This window comes from Leifsonia sp. 466MF, from assembly GCF_900100265.1.
Lineage (GTDB): Bacteria > Actinomycetota > Actinomycetes > Actinomycetales > Microbacteriaceae > Leifsonia.
In genome coordinates, this window is sequence record NZ_LT629696.1 from 3,783,269 (window position 1) to 3,800,637 (window position 17,369).

At 68.1% G+C, this 17,369-nt stretch carries 22 protein-coding genes; 17 read left to right on the plus strand and 5 right to left on the minus strand.

Going from position 1 to position 17,369, the window contains the following annotated elements; translation table 11 throughout:
• Positions 1 to 10: 10 nt before the first annotated feature.
• The 7 genes from BLR91_RS18085 (at position 11) to BLR91_RS18115 (ending at position 5,690) form a co-directional block, all read left to right on the plus strand.
• Positions 11 to 1,348, plus strand: coding sequence for an ABC transporter substrate-binding protein (locus tag BLR91_RS18085; protein WP_089879375.1), 1,338 nt, complete (start codon positions 11 to 13; stop codon positions 1,346 to 1,348).
• A 242-nt stretch (positions 1,349 to 1,590) separates the two neighbouring features.
• Positions 1,591 to 1,962 carry a 30S ribosomal protein S6 gene (gene rpsF / locus BLR91_RS18090; RefSeq protein ID WP_018189014.1) on the plus strand — a complete coding sequence of 124 codons (372 nt, stop codon included), beginning with the start codon at positions 1,591 to 1,593 and terminating at the stop codon, positions 1,960 to 1,962.
• 4 nt (positions 1,963 to 1,966) lie between these two features.
• Entirely contained in the window at positions 1,967 to 2,479 is a 513-nt protein-coding gene (locus tag BLR91_RS18095; RefSeq protein WP_018189013.1) for a single-stranded DNA-binding protein, read from the plus strand.
• An 81-nt stretch (positions 2,480 to 2,560) separates the two neighbouring features.
• On the plus strand, positions 2,561 to 2,824 hold the full coding sequence (gene rpsR / locus BLR91_RS18100) for a 30S ribosomal protein S18 (RefSeq protein ID WP_018189012.1): 264 nt from the start codon (positions 2,561 to 2,563) through the stop codon (positions 2,822 to 2,824).
• An 11-nt stretch (positions 2,825 to 2,835) separates the two neighbouring features.
• Complete coding sequence (gene rplI, locus BLR91_RS18105; protein WP_018189011.1) at positions 2,836 to 3,288, plus strand: 50S ribosomal protein L9; 453 nt, start codon at positions 2,836 to 2,838, stop codon at positions 3,286 to 3,288.
• Positions 3,289 to 3,749: 461 nt separating this feature from the next.
• Positions 3,750 to 5,123 carry a replicative DNA helicase gene (gene dnaB / locus BLR91_RS18110; RefSeq protein ID WP_018189010.1) on the plus strand — a complete coding sequence of 458 codons (1,374 nt, stop codon included), beginning with the start codon at positions 3,750 to 3,752 and terminating at the stop codon, positions 5,121 to 5,123.
• Positions 5,124 to 5,198: 75 nt separating this feature from the next.
• A complete protein-coding gene (locus BLR91_RS18115; protein WP_157694612.1) occupies positions 5,199 to 5,690 on the plus strand; it encodes a hypothetical protein in 492 nt (163 codons plus the stop codon).
• Positions 5,691 to 5,758: 68 nt separating this feature from the next.
• Here BLR91_RS18115 and BLR91_RS18120 read toward each other — a convergent pair whose 3' ends face one another.
• Entirely contained in the window at positions 5,759 to 6,733 is a 975-nt protein-coding gene (locus BLR91_RS18120; protein ID WP_089879369.1) for an NADP-dependent oxidoreductase, read from the minus strand.
• A 79-nt stretch (positions 6,734 to 6,812) separates the two neighbouring features.
• On the opposite strand from BLR91_RS18120, the gene BLR91_RS18125 reads away from it, so the two are divergent.
• The 4 genes from BLR91_RS18125 to BLR91_RS18140 all read left to right on the plus strand — a co-directional run bounded on the left by BLR91_RS18125 (position 6,813) and on the right by BLR91_RS18140 (position 9,508).
• Positions 6,813 to 7,364, plus strand: coding sequence for a TetR/AcrR family transcriptional regulator (locus BLR91_RS18125; RefSeq protein ID WP_089879367.1), 552 nt, complete (start codon positions 6,813 to 6,815; stop codon positions 7,362 to 7,364).
• Between the two features lie 85 nt (positions 7,365 to 7,449).
• The gene (locus tag BLR91_RS18130; protein ID WP_089879364.1) at positions 7,450 to 7,851 is read left to right on the plus strand and encodes a helix-turn-helix domain-containing protein; all 402 of its coding nucleotides are present in this window, start codon (positions 7,450 to 7,452) and stop codon (positions 7,849 to 7,851) included.
• Positions 7,852 to 7,952: 101 nt separating this feature from the next.
• Positions 7,953 to 8,366 carry a VOC family protein gene (locus tag BLR91_RS18135; RefSeq protein ID WP_018189005.1) on the plus strand — a complete coding sequence of 138 codons (414 nt, stop codon included), beginning with the start codon at positions 7,953 to 7,955 and terminating at the stop codon, positions 8,364 to 8,366.
• Between the two features lie 83 nt (positions 8,367 to 8,449).
• On the plus strand, positions 8,450 to 9,508 hold the full coding sequence (locus BLR91_RS18140) for a hypothetical protein (RefSeq protein WP_089879361.1): 1,059 nt from the start codon (positions 8,450 to 8,452) through the stop codon (positions 9,506 to 9,508).
• Positions 9,509 to 9,550: 42 nt separating this feature from the next.
• Here the strand turns inward: BLR91_RS18140 and BLR91_RS18145 are convergent, their stop codons facing one another.
• Positions 9,551 to 10,150 (minus strand): gamma carbonic anhydrase family protein, encoded by a 600-nt coding sequence (locus BLR91_RS18145; protein WP_172823234.1) that lies wholly within the window; start codon positions 10,148 to 10,150, stop codon positions 9,551 to 9,553.
• A gap of 85 nt (positions 10,151 to 10,235) precedes the next feature.
• Between BLR91_RS18145 and BLR91_RS18150 the strand changes: the two genes are divergently transcribed.
• Positions 10,236 to 10,745, plus strand: a complete 510-nt coding sequence (locus BLR91_RS18150) for a hypothetical protein (RefSeq protein ID WP_089879352.1) — start codon at positions 10,236 to 10,238, stop codon at positions 10,743 to 10,745.
• Here BLR91_RS18150 and BLR91_RS18155 read toward each other — a convergent pair.
• Complete coding sequence (locus BLR91_RS18155) at positions 10,738 to 11,448, minus strand: Pr6Pr family membrane protein (RefSeq protein WP_089879349.1); 711 nt, start codon at positions 11,446 to 11,448, stop codon at positions 10,738 to 10,740. The genes BLR91_RS18150 and BLR91_RS18155 overlap by 8 nt on opposite strands.
• Before the next feature lie 96 nt (positions 11,449 to 11,544).
• Here BLR91_RS18155 and BLR91_RS18160 point away from each other — a divergent pair, with 96 nt between their 5' ends.
• Positions 11,545 to 12,147 (plus strand): DUF308 domain-containing protein, encoded by a 603-nt coding sequence (locus BLR91_RS18160; RefSeq protein WP_089879345.1) that lies wholly within the window; start codon positions 11,545 to 11,547, stop codon positions 12,145 to 12,147.
• Complete coding sequence (locus tag BLR91_RS18165; protein ID WP_089879342.1) at positions 12,144 to 12,473, plus strand: hypothetical protein; 330 nt, start codon at positions 12,144 to 12,146, stop codon at positions 12,471 to 12,473. Before BLR91_RS18160 ends, BLR91_RS18165 begins: the two co-directional genes overlap by 4 nt.
• A 37-nt stretch (positions 12,474 to 12,510) precedes the next feature.
• On the opposite strand, the gene purB is transcribed toward BLR91_RS18165, so the two are convergent.
• Together purB and BLR91_RS18175 are read right to left on the minus strand one after the other, a co-directional pair.
• Positions 12,511 to 13,890 (minus strand): adenylosuccinate lyase, encoded by a 1,380-nt coding sequence (purB, locus tag BLR91_RS18170; RefSeq protein ID WP_089879338.1) that lies wholly within the window; start codon positions 13,888 to 13,890, stop codon positions 12,511 to 12,513.
• Positions 13,891 to 13,959: 69 nt separating this feature from the next.
• Entirely contained in the window at positions 13,960 to 14,346 is a 387-nt protein-coding gene (locus BLR91_RS18175; protein ID WP_018188998.1) for a phage holin family protein, read from the minus strand.
• A 57-nt stretch (positions 14,347 to 14,403) separates the two neighbouring features.
• Here BLR91_RS18175 and BLR91_RS18180 point away from each other — a divergent pair, with 57 nt between their 5' ends.
• From BLR91_RS18180 to pdhA, 3 genes are read left to right on the plus strand one after another with little or no spacing between them, the layout of a single operon-like run.
• Positions 14,404 to 14,886 carry a hypothetical protein gene (locus tag BLR91_RS18180; protein ID WP_231918985.1) on the plus strand — a complete coding sequence of 161 codons (483 nt, stop codon included), beginning with the start codon at positions 14,404 to 14,406 and terminating at the stop codon, positions 14,884 to 14,886.
• Positions 14,887 to 14,928: 42 nt separating this feature from the next.
• The gene (locus tag BLR91_RS18185; protein WP_269457364.1) at positions 14,929 to 16,038 is read left to right on the plus strand and encodes a pyridoxal phosphate-dependent aminotransferase; all 1,110 of its coding nucleotides are present in this window, start codon (positions 14,929 to 14,931) and stop codon (positions 16,036 to 16,038) included.
• Between the two features lie 4 nt (positions 16,039 to 16,042).
• The gene (pdhA, locus tag BLR91_RS18190) at positions 16,043 to 17,182 is read left to right on the plus strand and encodes a pyruvate dehydrogenase (acetyl-transferring) E1 component subunit alpha (protein WP_089879326.1); all 1,140 of its coding nucleotides are present in this window, start codon (positions 16,043 to 16,045) and stop codon (positions 17,180 to 17,182) included.
• Positions 17,183 to 17,369: the final 187 nt, after the last annotated feature.

Sequence of the window (17,369 nt, forward strand, 5' to 3'; positions counted from 1 at the left end):
AGGATCTGACATGGCCAAGCGCTCGACTGTCATCGCGGCATCGGTGGCGGGTCTCGTCGTGCTGGTCGCCGCGGTCGGCATCACGACAGCTGTCGCGGGATCTGCGCAGCCGGCGAAGCAGACGGTCACGGTGCGGCTGTGGGACGAGCAGGTGCAGAAGGCCTATCGAACCTCGTTCGCCGAGTTCGAGAAGAAGAACCCCGACATCGACGTGAAGACGGTGCTCGTGCCGTGGGCGGACTACTTCACGAAGCTGCGCACCGATGTCGCCGCCGGCGACGCCGACGACGTCTTCTGGGTGAACGCCGGCAACTTCGAGGACTATGCGACGGGCGGCGACCTGGTCGACGTCGGCAAGACCCTGGGATCCGGAGCCTCGAAGCGCTGGCAGCCCAACGTCGTGAAGCAGTACACGCTCGACGGATCGCTGTGGGGCGTTCCCCAGCTCGCGGACCCGGGCATCGGAGTCTTCTACAACGCCGACCTGCTGAAGAAGGCGGGCGTCGACCCGGCGTCGCTGGGCAGCCTCCACTGGTCGCCCGATCGCGCGTCGGACACCCTCCTCCCCGTGCTGCAGAAGCTGACGCTGGATGCGGCGGGCCACACGGCGGCCGACCCCGGCTTCGACCCGCAGCACATCGTGCAGTACGGCTACAACGCGGCCAACGACTTGAACGCGATTTACATCAACTACCTCGGGTCGAACGGCGCCGCGCTGCAGAAGGGGGACCGCTTCGTCTTCGACACCCCGCAGGGCAGGCAGGCGTTCCAGTACGTCGTCGACCTGATCGACAAGTACCACGTCGCACCATCGGCGGCGGACACGAACACCAACGGCGACTTCAGCCGCGACCAGTTCACGCAGGGCCGCCTCGCGCTGTTCCAGACCGGCTCGTACAACCTGGCGAACGTCGAACAGGGCGCGTCGTTCCGCTGGGGCGTGGCTCCGCTTCCGGCCGGCCCTGCCGGCGCGATCAGCGTGACCAACGGCGTGATCGCCGCCGGCAATGCGCATTCGAAGCACCCCGAGGCGGTTGCCAAAGTGCTGCTGTGGCTCGGAAGCGCCGAGGGTTCGGCGGCGATCGGCGAGGACGGTTCCGCCTCGCCCGCGGTGGTCGCGGCCCAGCAGGGGTTCCTCGACTATTGGAAGAGGAAGGACGTCGACGTCTCACCGCTTTACGAGGTGCTGAAGAACGGCAGCGTGCAAGCACCGCAGGGCGCTGGGTGGGCGAAGGCGCAGGATGCGTTCGGGCCCGTGTTCGAGGAGATGTTCCTGGGGCGCATCCCGGTGGCGGACGCCCTGAAGAAGGCGCAGACGGCGGCGAACGCGGCGATCGGCGCAGACTGAGGGATTCCGTCCACAGATCTCCCGATCGCTCGGTTTTCCACAGATGCGGGTTTTCGGGCTCGCGGACGAGCCGGCCCGGCGAGGGTGGAGGCATGACCGAGATCACCGCCGGCTGGCGCCCCGCACCCGCATCCGTTACTCTAGGGAAGTTGCCCGGGCAGAGTCCTGCCCTGGGCGCGTCTATGACACCCTCCTGCTGCAGAACGTCTGCAGCCGCTGAGACCAGAGGAGGTGGGTTAGTCATGCATCAGTACGAGTTGATGGTCATCCTCGATCCCGAGATCGATGAGCGCACCGTGGCTCCGAGCCTTGACAAGTTCCTCAACGTCGTCCGGAACGACGGTGGAACGATCGACAACGTCGACATCTGGGGACGTCGTCGCCTGGCTTACGAGATCAACAAGAAGTCCGAGGGCATCTACGCCGTCGTCCAGCTCACCGCTGAGGGCGACACGACCAAGGAGCTCGACCGCCAGCTGAAGCTCAGCGAGGCCGTCATGCGCACCAAGGTCCTCCGCGCCGAGGAGGCGATCGCTCAGGTCGCCGCCGCTCAGAAGCGTGCCGACGAGAAGGCCGCCCGCAAGGCTGCCACCTCCGAGAAGGCCGGCGCCTAGTCCCATGGCCGGCGAGACCGTCATCACCGTGGTGGGGAACCTCACCGCCGATCCCGAGCTGCGCTACACGCAGAACGGGCTGGCTGTCGCCAACTTCACCATCGCGTCCACCCCCCGCACGTTCGACCGTCAGGCGAACGAGTGGAAGGACGGTGAGGCTCTGTTCCTCCGCGCCAGCGTCTGGCGCGAGTTCGCAGAGCACGTCGCCGGTTCGCTGACCAAGGGGTCGCGCGTCATCGCGCAGGGCCGCCTCAAGCAGCGCTCCTACGAGACGAAGGAAGGCGAGAAGCGCACCAGCATCGAGCTCGAGATCGATGAGATCGGCCCGTCGCTGCGCTACGCCACCGCTCAGATCACCCGCACGCAGTCGTCCGGAGGCGGACGTGGCCCGGGTGGCTTCGGCGGAGGTTCGCCTGCTGTCGAGGAGCCGTGGGCCGCATCGGCTCCGGCGGATCCCTCCGCCGGTGCGGATGTCTGGAACACTCCGGGCTCCTACAACGACGAGACCCCCTTCTAACGAGACTCGCTCCTCCGCAGAGGGGCACACATCATCAGCCCGCCGGCCGGAGGCCGGGCCGGGCGGAAAGCAAAGGAAACCATGGCTGGAAAGTCGAGCGGCGACCGCCGCAAGCCGATCCGCAAGGGCAAGGACGGCAAGAACGCCGCTCCCGCGAAGTCCGTTCGCGTGGGCGTCATCGATTACAAGGACGTCGCCACCCTGCGTAAGTTCATCTCGGAGCGTGGAAAGATCCGCGCCCGTCGCATCACCGGTGTCTCCGTCCAGGAGCAGCGACTCATCGCCCGCGCGGTCAAGAACGCGCGCGAGATGGCGCTCCTCCCCTACGCCGGCTCTGGCCGCTAAGGAGCAACGACATGTCGAAGGTTATTCTCACGCACGAGGTCACCGGCCTCGGCTCGGCCGGTGACGTCGTCGACGTCAAGAACGGCTACGCCCGTAACTACCTCGTCCCGCAGGGCTTCGCAATCGCGTGGTCGCGTGGTGGCGAGAAGCAGGTCGAGCAGATCAAGGCGGCCCGCGCCGCTCGCGAGCTGCACACCGTCGAGCAGGCTCAGGACCTCAAGGCCAAGCTCGAGGCGACCAAGGTCAAGCTGACCGTCAAGGCGGGCCGCGAGGGCCGTCTCTTCGGTTCGGTCAAGACCGGCGATGTCGCGGACGCCGTCAAGGCGGCCGGCATCGGCGAGCTGGACAAGCGCAAGATCGAGCTTCCGAACCCCATCAAGGTCGTCGGCGACCACGAGGCGACCGTGCGTCTGCACGACGACCTCTCGGCCGTCATCAGCCTCCAGGTGGTCGCTGCCAAGTAGGCGCGACGAAGCAGAAGTGTAGCGGCGGGCGAAGGCCCGCCGCTACCTTTCGTTAAGGCTGTTTTCCCCCGTTCTGTGCACAGGGCGTGATCGTTCCGAAGCAAGCTTGAACACAGGGTTCAAGGAAGTTTTTACACACAGCCTGGGGATAGTAAAACTGCTGTTCAGCGGATATATCCGCTCCGAAAGTTCTTTTTTCTCCACAGGGTTCCACACACCTTCTACACACGCTCTACGGCGTTTCGCCCACATTCTCCCCAGTTTTATCCACAGGCTGAGTTGTCACCGCGGACAGGGGTTCGTAGGGTTGATCGACGTCGACGGACGGCAGCCGCGAGGAGCGGCGATGTCGGAGGTCGTCCCGACAATCGACCCGAGGGAACTCGTCCACGCGAAAGCGTCGAACGACCCCACGACGGCTTCGTCGTGCCCCGAGGCAACGGACCAGTAGAGGAGTGAACGTGTCGATCGCCCATATCGGTCTCGCCGACGGTCGTGACCCGGGCGACGCCCGCTCGCCGGAGCGCACTCCGCCGCACGACCTCCTCGCCGAGCAGAGCGCCCTCGGTGGAATGCTGCTCAGCAAGGACGCCGTCGCCGACGTCGTCGAGGTCATCCGCGGCACCGACTTCTACATCCCCAAGCACGAGATCATCTACGACGCGATCCTGTCGCTGTACTCGCACGGCGAGCCGACCGACGTCATCACCGTCACCGACGAGCTGACCAAGATCGGCGAGCTCTCCCGCGCCGGTGGCGCCGAGTACCTCCACACGCTGACGAGCCTCGTCCCGACCGCGGCGAACGCGGGCTACTACGCCAACATCGTCGGCGAGAAGGCGCTACTCCGGCGGCTCGTCGAGGCCGGCACGCGCATCACGCAGATGGGTTACAAGGCCGAGGGCGAGGTTCTCGACCTCGTCAATAACGCGCAAGCCGAGATCTACTCGGTGACGGGAACGCAGGAGACCGAGGACTACGTCCCGCTCACCGAGGCTGTCACCGTCGCGATCGACGAGATCGAGGCGGCGAAGCACAAGGACGGATCGATGACCGGCGTCCCCACCGGCTTCGCCGAGCTGGACGAGCTGACCAACGGGCTCCATCCCGGCCAGATGGTCATCGTGGCCGCCCGACCCGCACTCGGTAAGTCGACGCTCGCGCTCGACTTCGCACGCGCGGCGGCGATCAAGCACGACATGCCCACCATCTTCTTCTCCCTCGAGATGGGGCGCAGCGAGATCGCGATGCGCCTCCTCTCCGCCGAGGCGACCGTCCCGCTGCAGAACATGCGCAAGGGAACCGTCGACAACCGCGACTGGACGACCATCGCATCCACCCGCGGCCGCATCAACGACGCCCCGCTGTACATCGACGACAGCCCCAACATGACCCTCGTCGAGATCCGCGCCAAGTGCCGCCGGCTCAAGCAGCGCGTCGGCCTCAAGATGGTCATCATCGACTACCTGCAGCTCATGACCAGCGGCAAGCGCGTCGAGAGCCGCCAGCAGGAGGTCAGTGAGTTCTCGCGTGCGCTCAAGCTCCTCGCCAAAGAGCTGCAGGTTCCGGTCATCGCCCTGTCACAGCTGAACCGTGGTCCCGAGCAGCGAGCGGACAAGCTCCCCGCGCTGAGCGACCTCCGCGAGTCGGGCTCCATCGAGCAGGACGCCGACGTCGTCATCCTGCTTCACCGCGAGTCCGCCTACGAGAAGGACAACCCCCGCGCCGGCGAGGCCGACCTCATCGTCGCCAAGCACCGAAACGGCCCCACCCGAACGGTCACCGTGGCCTTCCAGGGCATGTACTCCCGATTCACGGACATGGCCCCGATCTGATCCGACGTTGTGGACCAGCGCACCGAGTGAAACCACCATCGTTTCCCGTTCGGCTTCGCCGCTAGAGTGACGTCGATGGCTCAACGCAAATCGCGTAAGCGCGGCAACCCGGCCTCCACCGGGCGGTCATCCAAAGCGCCCACGAAACGTCCGCCGCGCGGTTATCGGCTGAGCGCACGCACGATCAACCGGTGGACCCGCGTGCTGACCTACACGATGCTCAGCGGCTACGCGGTCGGCGCTGTCGTCGCGCTCATCGGCCTCCTCATCCACGACGACACGATGCCCGCGCTCGGACTCGGCGTCGCCGCGCTCGTTACCGCAGTAGCGCTCGTCGGCGGAGCCTACCTGGGTGGCCAGAGCCTCGCCCGGTTCGGAGGCCTCGTCGCACTGGGGTTCCTCGCCGGCGTCGGGCTCGCCATCGGTGGCAAGGCACTCGCCTCCTGGGTTCCGGCGCTCGGAGTCGTCATCGCTGCGTTGTCCACCATCGGTCTCTTCCTTCTAGGTATCCGGCGCCGCGTGCCGATGTGGCTCGGCGCTCGGAACGACGGCAGCCCCAACAACTGACAAAGCCTGCATTACACGTTGGTGTGCGATCTGGGTGTGATGTCTGGGATCGAAAGCGGCCGTCGTGATCAGGACGTGGGCGCCTCCTGGGGCGGCAGCACGACGAGCTTGCCGTGGGGTGCGCCCGAAACGCTCGCCTCCATGGCCTCGCGCCAGTCGCTGAAAGGGAACGTGCCCGCGATGGGGAGCCGGAACTCGCCTCTGGCTGCGAGTTCGGCGTACTCCGCGACGACGCCGGCGTCCGGAAACGCGCCGGAGGCGAGGAGCAGGTCGAGGTTGACCCGGGCGCCGAGCTGTCGCGCTTCGTCGTGGTTGCTGATGGTGACGACACGGGACGGCACACCGCCTGCGAGCGCGATGAGTTCGGCCAGTGTTCCCGGGCTGGGGCGCGGGGTGTCGAGCACCAGGTCCACGTCGCCACCGGCTAGGGCGCGCACCCGATCGGGCATTCCCTCTCCATAAGGAGTGACAAGGGCGCCGAACTCCTCCAGTCGATCCGCGAGGCTCGGTCCAGCTGTCGCGATGACGCGAACGCCGCGCCGCAGGGCCACCTGCACCGCCGCGAAGCCGACCATGCCGCCGGCGCCGTGGACGAGAAGCGTGGAGCCGCGCTCCACCCCCATGGCGTCGAGCGTCCACACCGCGGTCTTGACGACCATCGGGAGGGTGGCGGCGTGCGCTTCGTCGAGACCGTCGGGCAGCGGGAACCACTCGCGCAGGATCGCCACATCGGCAAGGCCGCCGCTGGCCTGTCCGGTGACGTCCGCCGTGCCGAAAACCCGATCGCCGACGGCTACGCCATCCACCCCAGTTCCGACGGCGTCGACGGTTCCGGCGACGTCGAAGCCGATCCCGCGCGGCAGTGCGCCGGCCTGGAAGCCGCGGCACACCTCCCAGTCGGCGGGATTGAGGCCGACTGCGGCGACTCGGACACGGACCTGGCCGGCGCCGGGGTCTGGGATCTCGGTCCGCTCCTCATGGAGCACATCGGACGGTTCGCCGTATTCGCGGAAACGGACGGTGCGGGATGGGATGGCGGTCATGCGCTCCTCCTCGGTATCGTTGTGACAGTCGCTGACGCTACCAGGTTAAGTCAGTGACTGTCACTACGAAGGAGATCGCATGCCGAGAAGCGGCGAGGATGCACGCCGTCGCCTGCGGGAGGCTGCGCTCGAGCTCTACGGCGAGCAGGGCTACGACTCGACCACCACCGCGCAGATCGCCGCCCGCGCCGGCGTAACCGAGCGCACGTTCTTCCGACACTTCGCCGACAAGCGGGAGGTACTCTTCGGCGGTGACTCCGAGTTGCGGGACACGATGGTCGGCGCCATCGCGGGCGCGGCGCCTGAGACGTCGCCCCTCGATCTCGTGGTCGGCGCCTATCTCGCCGCCGCGCCCCTGTTCGTCGCCGGGCGACCGATCGCGATCCGGCGCGCGGAACTCATCGACGCCACTCCTGCCCTTCAAGAGCGAGCGCACGCCAAGACTGCTGCCCTCGCCGACGCGGTCGTTGACGCCCTGATGTCGCGGGGGATCACTGAGCCGACAGCTCGCCTCGCTGCCCAGGTCGGTGCCGCAGCATTCCAGCGCGCGGGCGCACAGTGGTACGCAGACCCGTCGCTCGACCTCCCGACGCTGGTCCGGGACGCCGTCGACGAGGTCCGGCGGCTCTGACACCGAACCATGAGGTTGTAGCTGGACGCGGACGGCCTGGCGCCACCTCTGCCACCTGACGCGTCCGACCTCCTAACCTGGGGACGTGAGCCGCGAAGTCGAGGAGCGCAACCGGCGCCTGCTGCGGGCCCGCGACGCCATGGACCGGTCGTACGCCGAGCCGCTCGATGTGCGCGCCGTCGCGGCCGTCGCCCACATCTCGCCTGCGCATTTCAGCCGCTCCTTCCGTGCCGTGTTCGGCGAGTCGCCTCACCAGTACCTGCAACGACGGAGGGTCGAGCGGGCGATGTTCCTGCTGCGTGAGACCGGACGTCCCGTGAGCGAGATCTGCCTCGACGTCGGGTTCAGCAGTCCGGGGACGTTCAGCAGAACCTTCCGGGCGATCGTCGGGGTGACCCCCGGCGCCTACCGGAAGCGGCACGGGCCCGCGGTGACGCCGCACTGTGTCCAGCTCACCGTCATGCGACCCGTCCCCGGGCCGCGTTGACTCGAGCAAGAGAGCACGTTCGGATAAGTCGTCGACCCTCGCCGCTTTCTAGGATCGGGACTGACAATGGGGACTCATAAGGCGAAGGAGCCGGGAAGACGATGATCACCGCACTGAATGTCGCGTCCATCTTCGTTCTGAACAAGGACGAGGCACTGGACTTCTACGTCGGCAAACTCGGGCTGGAGAAAGGGAACGACGTCCAGCAGGGCACCTACCGCTGGCTCACGGTCCGCGTACCCGGAGGCGAGACCGAGATCTCCCTCGAGGAGCCCGGCCCGCCGGTGCACGACGAGGCGACGGGAGATCAGATCCGCGAGCTGATCACCAAGGGCGCACTCGGCGGGGGCCTCGTGTTCATTGCGGATGACGTGCGAGCCCTGTACGACACTCTGCGCGAGCGCGGCGTCACCGACTTCACCCAGGAGCCGACCGAGCACTTCTACGGCACCGACATGGGCGTCCGCGATCCGTTCGGCAACCCGATCCGCATCCTGCAGCAGGGGAACGGCTGAGCCGTCGCCGCAAGCGCGTGACGAGGGTGCCCCTGACCGTCGATATGCTGTGGCTCGCATGACTTCGATCAGGGGGAATCGGTATGACGACGCGCACTCGGCTGTGGATCGTGATCGGGGCGTTCGTCACCGCCCTCTGCCTCGGACTGGGCGCCACCGTGGTGGTCCTGTTCTTCAGTGCCCGAGCAGCGTCGCAGCCGTCCGCAGTCGTGGCGTCATACCTGTCGCACGTGGAGCGCGGAGACATCGCGACCGCGCTGCGGATGGAAGGTCGTGCAGCGAAGCCGACAGAGGTCCTGCTCACCGACAAGGCCTACCGCCACGCCACGGATCGGATGACCGGTTTCCGCATCCTCGACACGCGCACGGTCGGAGCGGTGTCGACGGTCGAAGCGCGCATCGAACAGAAGAGCGGTTCGACGACGGCGAAGTTCGAACTGGCCAAACGGCGTGATCCGGCCAGCCTGCTGGGCGTAGGCACGTGGAAACTCCGGCCGGTGGCACTGACGACGGTGGAGGTCACCCTCGGCGCGCCCGGCCGCATCGACGCGACCATTTCCGGAGTTCCCCTGGGGTGGAAGGGCGCGGTGCTGCGCATCCACGCGTTCCCGGGGAAGTATCCGGTGGCCGTCACGTCGCAGTCGCCGTGGTTCACCATTCCGAGTGCTGCGGTTGCCGTCGCCGGTTTCGGCCACTCGGACCGGTTCCAGCTTCCCGCGACGCTGACCGCGAAGGGCGAGGAAGCCGCAACGGCCGCCGCCAACGCCTGGTTCGACAAATGCGTGGCCGATCCGTCGTTCCACCCGACGGGATGCTCCTTCTGGCTGACCTCCGGTGCCGATCCTGGCGAGGTGTGGGCGAACCAGACCTGGCAGGTGCAGTCCCGGCCGACGCTCGCACTCGGCGCCTGGGATTTCGGTTGCCGCACACCCACGACGGCGGACGTGAGCGCCGGCGGGTGCTGGCCGGTGACGACGTCGACGCCGGGCGAAGTCATGTTCCACGCGGACTATTCGATTCCGGCAACCGGTGAGACGGGTGAGATCACTTCGACGGGTCCGATCGAGGCGAACGTAGAAGGTTCGATCACCTCCTTCACGGACGCGGGCGCGATGTTCACCTCCGTCCTCTGGACCGACTAGAACAGTCGACGCTCGGACGCATGGCGGCGCGAAGCCTGCTCGTCAGCCCCCGTCGATCACCGTGTCGTCGGCGTGAGCGCCGTAGAACTCCGACTGCCGCCGCATGATCTCCCGCATCGACGTGTCGGGGCCGGCGCCGTAGACGGTTCCCGCGAAATCGAGTTCCCGCTGGATGGCCCAGATGTCGTCATGCCGTTCCGGCGGCAGGATGGATGCGGGTGAACCGACCGCGATCCATCCGATCGGGACGACGGCGCCCGGCTCGAGCACGGTGTTCACCTGGACGACCCCGTTGATGCGCACCTCCGCGCCCGTGCCGATGCGGCTGCCGGGGAAGAGTGAGGCGCCGGTCGCGATGAAGGCCTCATCCTCGACGATGCTCCCGTTCACGTGGGCATGCGGCCCGACCATGACGGCGGCGCCGACCCGCGTCGGGTGCCCCGACCGTCCGCGGATGAGCGCATGCTCCATGACGACGGTGTCCTCGCCGATGGTCACCTCACCGTCCTCCGCGCTGAGCACGGCCCCGTGAAGGATGCGAGCGCCCGCCCCGACCCGGACGTCGCCGACGAGGACCGCGGACGGCGCGACATAGGCGGTCGCGTGGATCGACGGTTCACGGTCTCGGTGACTGATGAGCATGCGCCCATGATGGCCGATCGCGGTCGTTGACGGGATCATCCTCCGGGAGGACGCGCGATCGGGTCCGGAGGCGTTCAATAGACGCATGATCGGCATCCTCCTCCCGGTGCTGCAGGGCGCAGGCAGCGTGGCGCTCGCGTTCGTCGCTTTCGCCCTCACGTTCAGCTGGCCCTCACTCCTGGCGCCGCTCCTGCGGCTGCGGACCGAGCGGGCACGGCTCGCCGGGTTCGCCGGCCTGGGACTCGTGCTCGTGCTGGCCGCATCCCTCATCTACGCGACGCCGGGCGTGCTGCTCCGCGACCCGCTGGGGCTGCTGCTCGCGTTCCCGGTCGCCGCACTGTGGCTCATCGGCGCCGTCGCCCTGGTCATCCGCGGGCTCGTCCTGGACGGCGCCGCGCGCGCCATCTCGGTCGCGTTCGCTGTGGTGGCGGGATGCGGAGCCCTCGCCGGCATCGTCTCGGCCGTCCTCGTCCAGCACGGGATGCCGGACACGGTGACGCCGACAGGGGCATTCCTGCTTACGGTGGGGGCGCTCGCCGCTGTCGTGTTCTGGGCGCGCGCGGAAGAGTCGGAACCGCAGGCCTCGCTCAGCTGACCCCGGCGGCCGCCGCTGCGGCGTCGGGCAGAGGCCGACCGCCCCGCCACCGTCGGGAGATCCACACGACTCCGTAGCCGGCGGCGAGGATCACGACGGCGATCAGCACCACGTAGAACGCGACGGACAGGTAGCCGTTCGGGCTCGTCTGCGGGTTCAGGAACGGGTACGGATACCACGGCGACTTCCCCGTCACCGGGTCCGCGGCGAACGGCGCGCGGATCAGCGTGTACACCGCCCAGAGGATCGGGAAGACGGCGATCCCCCACACGGCACGCAGGCGCAGTGGGGTGCGCCCGGGCGCGAAGAGCCAGTCGATCAGCAGGTAAGCGGGCGCGATCACGTGCAGCACTTCGTTCGACCAGCCGACCGTCGTCCCCTGCGCGAGCGAGATGTTGCGCAGCAGCAGGTTGTAGACCACCCCGGTCGTCACCAGATAGGTGACGGATGCGGCACGCAGCCCGGTGAACCATCCCGGGTCGTCCCCCTTCCGCACGATCAGCAGAACCGCGCCGATCCCGAGCACGACGACTCCCAGAACGTTCGAGTCGATCGTGAAGAAGCTGAAGAAGTTCGCAACCAGACCGGCGATGTTGCCGCCCCGGTCGCCGATGGATCGAACACTGGTCGTGAACTGGGCGATGACCGCCGCCAAGGTGAGGAGGAAGAACACCGCGCGGAGAACCGCGAAACCGATCCGCATGCCGCGATCGTAGCGAGCGAGCGGCCGTCGGTGGGCGAACGCGCAGGAACCCGCCGACTAGAATGGTTGGCGAATCCCGTATGAAAGAGGGCCTACGTGGCTACCGCCGTCCCTGCCCAGCATTCCGACATCCACGCGCACAGCCGGTACTGGGTCGTTCCCGCCGTCCGTGCCGCCGTCGCGTTGGCCGCCGCAGCGGTCATCACGTTCACCCGGGATGCGCACACGGCGATGTTCGGCCTCATCGTGTTCGGGGTCTTCGCGATCGTCGACGGGCTCGCCACCGGCGTGCTGAGCGCACTGCTCGCCGGCCGCCGCATCACCCGCGTGCTCTTCGCGGTGCAGGGAGCGATCGGCGTGATCGCCGGCGTCCTCGCCCTGGTGCTGTCGCACTCCGGCCTCGGCCTCTTCCTCTACCTGGTGACGGTGTGGGCGGCGCTCACCGGCATCCTCGAGCTCTACAACGGTGTCCGCGAACGCGGCCGTGACGCCGCCGCCCGCGACTGGCTCATCACCGGCGCCCTGACCGCCGTGCTGGCCCTCGTGCTGCTGTTCGTGCCCGCCGACGCGGTGCTCGCGATCGGCCTGTTCGGCGCCTGGGCCGTCATCGTCGGCGTCTTCCAGGGGATCGGGGCGGCGACGTTGCGGAGCGCGGCGCACGAGCGGACGCCGTCGCGCGGAGCGGAGAGCGGATCGTGAGCCGGCGCAGCAAGAAGGACCCCCGAGCGAACCAGAGCCTGCAGCCGACGCGCCGCGACCGCTTCCTTCCCGTCGAGCTGCTGGGCATCTCGGCCGGGCTCGCCGTCTTCGTCGGCCTGATCGTGCTGGTCGCCACGCGGGAGTTCGTGCTCGCCGGGGTCGGTTTCGGCGTCACCTTCATCATCAGCGTCGTCCTGCTCGCCCTGTTCGCGCTCGCGTTCAAGCCGACCGAGGCCGAGGTGGAGGACATCCACGAGCAGGATGCGGAGGCGCGCGCCAAGGCGCAGGCCCGCGCGGAGGGCGAAGACCGGCCCCGCGGCCACTGACCGCTCCCCTGGCCCGCGCTGGCGGGGTCGCCGTGCCCTACAGGTAGTCGACCAGCTCCGACGCGAGGCCGATGTAACCGGCGGGCGTGAGTGCCAGCAGCCGGTTCTTCGCGGCCTGGCCGATCTCCAGCCCGTTGACGAACTCGGTCAGCGCGGCGTGATCGACCCGCTTGCCGCGCGTCAACTCCTTCAGCAGCGCGTACGGGTCGGTGATGGTCGAACGGCCGGCGGTGACCTCGGCGCGGATCACCGTCTGGATGGCCTCGGCGAGCACCTCCCAGTTGGCGTCGAGATCATCGGCGAGAGCCTGGCGGTCGATGGCGATCTGGCCGAGTCCGCGCTCGATGTTGTCGAGGGCGAGCAGCGAGTGACCGAGCCCGACGCCGATGTTCCGCTGCGTGGTCGAGTCGGTCAGGTCGCGCTGCAGGCGGCTGGTGACGAGCGTCGAGGCGAGCGAGTCGAGCACCGCGCTCGAGAGCTCGAGGTTGGCCTCGGCGTTCTCGAAGCGGATCGGGTTCACCTTGTGCGGCATGGTCGACGAACCGGTGGCGCCCGGCTCGGGGACCTGACGGAAGTATCCGAGCGAGATGTACGTCCAGATGTCTGTGCACAGGTTATGCAGGATGCGGTTGGCGTGCGAGATGCGCGAGTAGAGCTCCGCCTGCCAGTCGTGCGACTCGATCTGCGTGGTCAGCGGGTTCCAGTCGAGGCCGAGGCTCTCGACGAACTCGCGCGAGATGCGCGGCCAGTCGGCGTCCGGGTCGGCGACGAGATGCGCCGCGAAGGTGCCCGTCGCGCCGCTGAACTTGCCCAGGTGCACGCCGCCCTCGATCTGCTCCCGCACCCGCTCGAGGCGGTGCACGAAGACCGCGAGCTCTTTGCCCATGGTCGTCGGGGTGGCCGGCTGCCCGTGCGTGCGGGCGAGCATCGCGTCGTCGCGGTACTGCTTCGCCTGCGCGCGGAGTTCCGCGATGACCGCCCGGAACTTCGGCAGCCAGGACTCGCTCACCGCGGCGCTCACCGTCAGGGCGTACGAGAGGTTGTTGATGTCCTCGCTGGTCGCAGCGAAGTGCGTGAGCTCGGCGATGTGGTTGAGTCCGAGCGCGTGCAGCCGCTCACGGACCAGGTACTCGACGGCCTTCACGTCGTGCCTGGTGGTCGCCTCCAGCTCGGCGAGCCGGTCGATCTCTGCCTGCCCGAACTCGTCGGCGAGCGCCCGGAGCATCGCCTTCTGCTCACCGGTCAGCGGGGAGGAGCCGAACATCCGGTGCTCGGTCAGGTAGATCAGCCACTCGACCTCGACCTGGACGCGGGCACGGTTCAGACCGGCCTCCGACAGGTGGTCGCCGAGGCCGATCACGGCGGACCGGTAGCGGCCGTCGAGGGGGCTGAGCGGCTGGGGAGGCAGGGCGGACATGGTGCTCCTCGCGGGATCAGGCGGCGGGTACCCGACCATTCTCCCGCACGTGCGCGGCGCCCGCGGACGTCAGTCGCGGCTGACGGGCCGGATGAGCAGCCCGAGCAGCCACGCGATGATGCCCAGCACGAGCGCGCCGAGGACGCCCCACCAGAAGCCGTCGATGTGGAGCCCGAAGCCCATGGCATCGCTGATCCACGACACGATGAACAGCAGGAACGCGTTCACGAGCAGCGAGATCAGCCCGAGCGTGAGGATGTACAGAGGGAACGCGACCACCCGGATGACCGTGCCGACGATCGCGTTCACCAGGCCGAAGATCAGCGCGATGAGCAGGTAGGTCAGAACCGTGGCGGTGGTGTCCGGAGCGTACGGGTGCACGGTCACACCGCTGACGATCAGCGTCGTGAGCCAGAGGGCGAGGGCGTTGACGATCAGTCTGAGCAGGAATCGCATGGCTTCATCCTTCCAGTGCGCGCGGCTGGGGTACAGGGGTGGCGCTAGAGTCGGCGCGTGGCGAGAGCGGATGGGCTGATCGAACCGGAGCCGTTGCGGGCCGTCCCGGCGAAGAAGGTGTACCCATCACTGCAGTGGTCGCCGCTCCGCGTGATGAACCCGTGGCAGAAGTTCGCGGTGCTCGTCGCCTACGTCCTTGGAGCCAGGATCCTGGGTTGGATCCTCACCCTGGTGCTCCCGGTGCCGGCACAGGTGATCGTCTTCGAGATCCTGTGGGACGCCGCGTTGATCGCCATGGCTCGGTCGTTCCGCGGATACGGCGAGCCGATGCTTCCGAAGCGCGCGTGGTGGCGGCTGACCGCTCGCCCCCGCGCAGGGTGGTGGCTTGCCCTCCTCTGGTTTGTCGCGTTCGCGTCCCAGTTCACGTCGCCGTTCAGTGTCACGATGACTGTGCACAATGTCAGCTCGCTGATCCTCGGCCTCGCGTTCCTCAACTCGTCGATTCGGCTCACAGCCCAGCAGCGTCATCCACAGATCTAGGGAATTCCTCCCGCGGTATGCGGGCGCGGCTAAGTTGGGTCTGTGAGTTCGGATGACACGCTCGGCGTGAGACTACGGCCCGAGATCGTCGCGGTGCCCGCCTACAGGCAGGGGCGACCCGCGCCGGCTGACGGCTTCAAGCTGTCGAGCAACGAGAATCCTTTCCCGCCTCTGCCCTCGGTCGTCGCGGCCGTGGCGGCCACCCTGCGCGAGCTCAACCGTTACCCGAACGCGGGCGGCGCCGACCTGCGCGAGCGCCTGGCGGAGCGGCACGGCGTGAGCGTCGGCGAGGTCCACCTGGGCAGCGGCTCGGTCGCGCTGCTCTCGCAGCTGATCTCGGCTGCAGCCGGGGTCGGTGACGAGGTCGTGTACTCCTGGCGATCGTTCGAGGCCTACCCCGGTCTGGTGACCGTCGCGGGAGCGACCAGTGTGCAGGTGCCGAACCGCCCAGACGGCAGCCACGACCTGGAGGCGATGGCCGCCGCCATCACCGACCGCACGCGGGTGGTCATCGTGTGCACTCCCAACAACCCCACCGGCACCATCGTGACCGCCGCCGACTTCGACGCGTTCATGGCACGGGTGCCGTCCGACCTGCTCGTGCTGCTCGACGAGGCGTACTACGAGTTCGTCACCGACGATGCGGCTGTCGACGGCATCCCGCTGCTCTCCCGGTATCCCAACCTCGTCGTGCTGCGCACGTTCTCGAAGGCCTATGGGCTGGCGGCGCTGCGTATCGGCTATGCTGTCGGCCCGCAGGCGGTGCTGGATGCTGCCCGCTCGGCGGCCATCCCGCTCTCGGTCACCGACGCCTCCCGGGTCGCGGCCCTTGCGTCCATCGAGGCGGAGGACGAGCTGATGGAGCGCGTCGCCCGAGTGGCGATGCGCCGCGACCGGCTCCGCGACGCCCTGCTCGAACAGGGCTGGGCGGTTCCGGAGGCTCAGGGCAACTTCGTGTGGCTCGCAACCGGTGAGCAGACCGTGGAGGCCAACGACGCCTTCTTCGACGCCGGGCTGACCGTACGGGCTTTCCCGCCGGAGGGCATCCGCATCAGCGTCGGCGAGGAGGAATCTGTGGAGAAACTCCTGCAGGTCGCGGATGATCTTGTGCGGAACCTACCAAATGGGCACCCGGGCAAGCGGTTAGGTTAGACAGGTGGTTGCGACGAACGAAATCCCGCGCCCGGCGAACACCGTCCAGCTGCTGACCGCGGAAGGCCGGTTCCAGCCGAGCGAGACGTCGGCCGAATACCTCCCCTACCTGGAGCGGCTCGACGAGAACGACTACCGCCGCTTCTACCGCGACATGGTGCGCGTTCGCGCCTTGGACCATGAGGCGGCGAACCTGCAGCGGCAGGGACAACTCGGGCTCTGGGTCCCGAGCGAAGGGCAGGAGGGTGCCCAGGTCGGCTCGGCGCATGCCGCCAAGCCGCAGGACCACCTCTTCCCGTCCTACCGCGAACACGCCGTTGGAATGGTCCGGGGTATCGACCCGATCGGGATCATCGGCCTCCTCCGCGGCACGACACACGGCGGATGGGACCCGACCGACCCGGCCGTCGGCAACTTCCACCTCTACACGCTGGTCATCGGCTCGCAGACCCTGCACGCCACCGGCTACGCCATGGGCATGAAACTCGATGGAAAGGTCGGCACGGGCGACCCGTCGAAGGACGAGGCGTCCATCGTGTACTTCGGCGACGGCGCGACCAGCCAGGGGGACGTCAACGAGGCGTACGTCTTCGCGGCCAGCTACCAGACCCCCCAGGTGTTCTTCCTGCAGAACAACCACTGGGCGATCTCCGTGCCGGTGAGCACGCAGTCGCGCACCCCGCTCTACCTGCGGTCGAGCGGGTTCGGCATCCCGGGCGTCCAGATCGACGGAAACGACGTGCTCGCGGCCTACGCCGTGACCGCCAAGCACCTCGACGACGCCCGGAGCGGCGAAGGCCCGAGCATGATCGAGGCCCTGACCTACCGGATGGGCGCCCACACCTCCAGCGACGACCCGAGCAAGTACCGCACCGACGAGGAGCTGGCCTCCTGGGCCGAGCGCGACCCGATCCGCCGGTTCCGCGTCTTCCTCGAAGAGCAGGGCGTCGGACAGGGCTTCTTCGACAGCGCAGACGAGGAGGCGGCCGATCTCGCCGCCGACATCCGCCGTCGCACGCTCGAGCTGGCGCCGCCGCCTGTCGCGTCGATGTTCCAGCACGTCTACAGTGAGCCGCATCCCGTGACGGACGAGCAACGACGCTGGCTCGAGGAGTACGAGGCGTCGTTCGGAGGTGACGCATGAGTGACGTGAGGAGCGAGGCCGAATACGTGGAGGCCGAGCTGATCGAGAATCCCGGCGACAGCGCAGAGTCACGCGACGACGGCGCGCCCGTCGACACCGCGTCGCTCGACACGCAGGCGATCGACGTCGTCGAGATCGTCGAGAGCGACCCCGACTCCCGCGTGCTCGAGGAGCACGTCGCCGAGCA

Excerpts from the sequence above, each read along its gene's own strand:
- BLR91_RS18085 (WP_089879375.1), top strand. The coding sequence starts at position 11 with ATGGCCAAGCGCTCGACTGTCATCGCGGCATCGGTGGCGGGTCTCGTC.
- rpsF (WP_018189014.1), top strand. The coding sequence starts at position 1,591 with ATGCATCAGTACGAGTTGATGGTCATCCTCGATCCCGAGATCGATGAG.
- BLR91_RS18095 (WP_018189013.1), top strand. The coding sequence starts at position 1,967 with ATGGCCGGCGAGACCGTCATCACCGTGGTGGGGAACCTCACCGCCGAT.
- rpsR (WP_018189012.1), top strand. The coding sequence starts at position 2,561 with ATGGCTGGAAAGTCGAGCGGCGACCGCCGCAAGCCGATCCGCAAGGGC.
- rplI (WP_018189011.1), top strand. The coding sequence starts at position 2,836 with ATGTCGAAGGTTATTCTCACGCACGAGGTCACCGGCCTCGGCTCGGCC.
- BLR91_RS18115 (WP_157694612.1), top strand. The coding sequence starts at position 5,199 with ATGGCTCAACGCAAATCGCGTAAGCGCGGCAACCCGGCCTCCACCGGG.
- BLR91_RS18120 (WP_089879369.1), bottom strand. The coding sequence starts at position 6,733 with ATGACCGCCATCCCATCCCGCACCGTCCGTTTCCGCGAATACGGCGAA.
- BLR91_RS18125 (WP_089879367.1), top strand. The coding sequence starts at position 6,813 with ATGCCGAGAAGCGGCGAGGATGCACGCCGTCGCCTGCGGGAGGCTGCG.
- BLR91_RS18135 (WP_018189005.1), top strand. The coding sequence starts at position 7,953 with ATGATCACCGCACTGAATGTCGCGTCCATCTTCGTTCTGAACAAGGAC.
- BLR91_RS18140 (WP_089879361.1), top strand. The coding sequence starts at position 8,450 with ATGACGACGCGCACTCGGCTGTGGATCGTGATCGGGGCGTTCGTCACC.
- BLR91_RS18145 (WP_172823234.1), bottom strand. The coding sequence starts at position 10,150 with ATGCTCATCAGTCACCGAGACCGTGAACCGTCGATCCACGCGACCGCC.
- BLR91_RS18150 (WP_089879352.1), top strand. The coding sequence starts at position 10,236 with ATGATCGGCATCCTCCTCCCGGTGCTGCAGGGCGCAGGCAGCGTGGCG.
- BLR91_RS18155 (WP_089879349.1), bottom strand. The coding sequence starts at position 11,448 with ATGCGGATCGGTTTCGCGGTTCTCCGCGCGGTGTTCTTCCTCCTCACC.
- purB (WP_089879338.1), bottom strand. The coding sequence starts at position 13,890 with ATGTCCGCCCTGCCTCCCCAGCCGCTCAGCCCCCTCGACGGCCGCTAC.
- BLR91_RS18175 (WP_018188998.1), bottom strand. The coding sequence starts at position 14,346 with ATGCGATTCCTGCTCAGACTGATCGTCAACGCCCTCGCCCTCTGGCTC.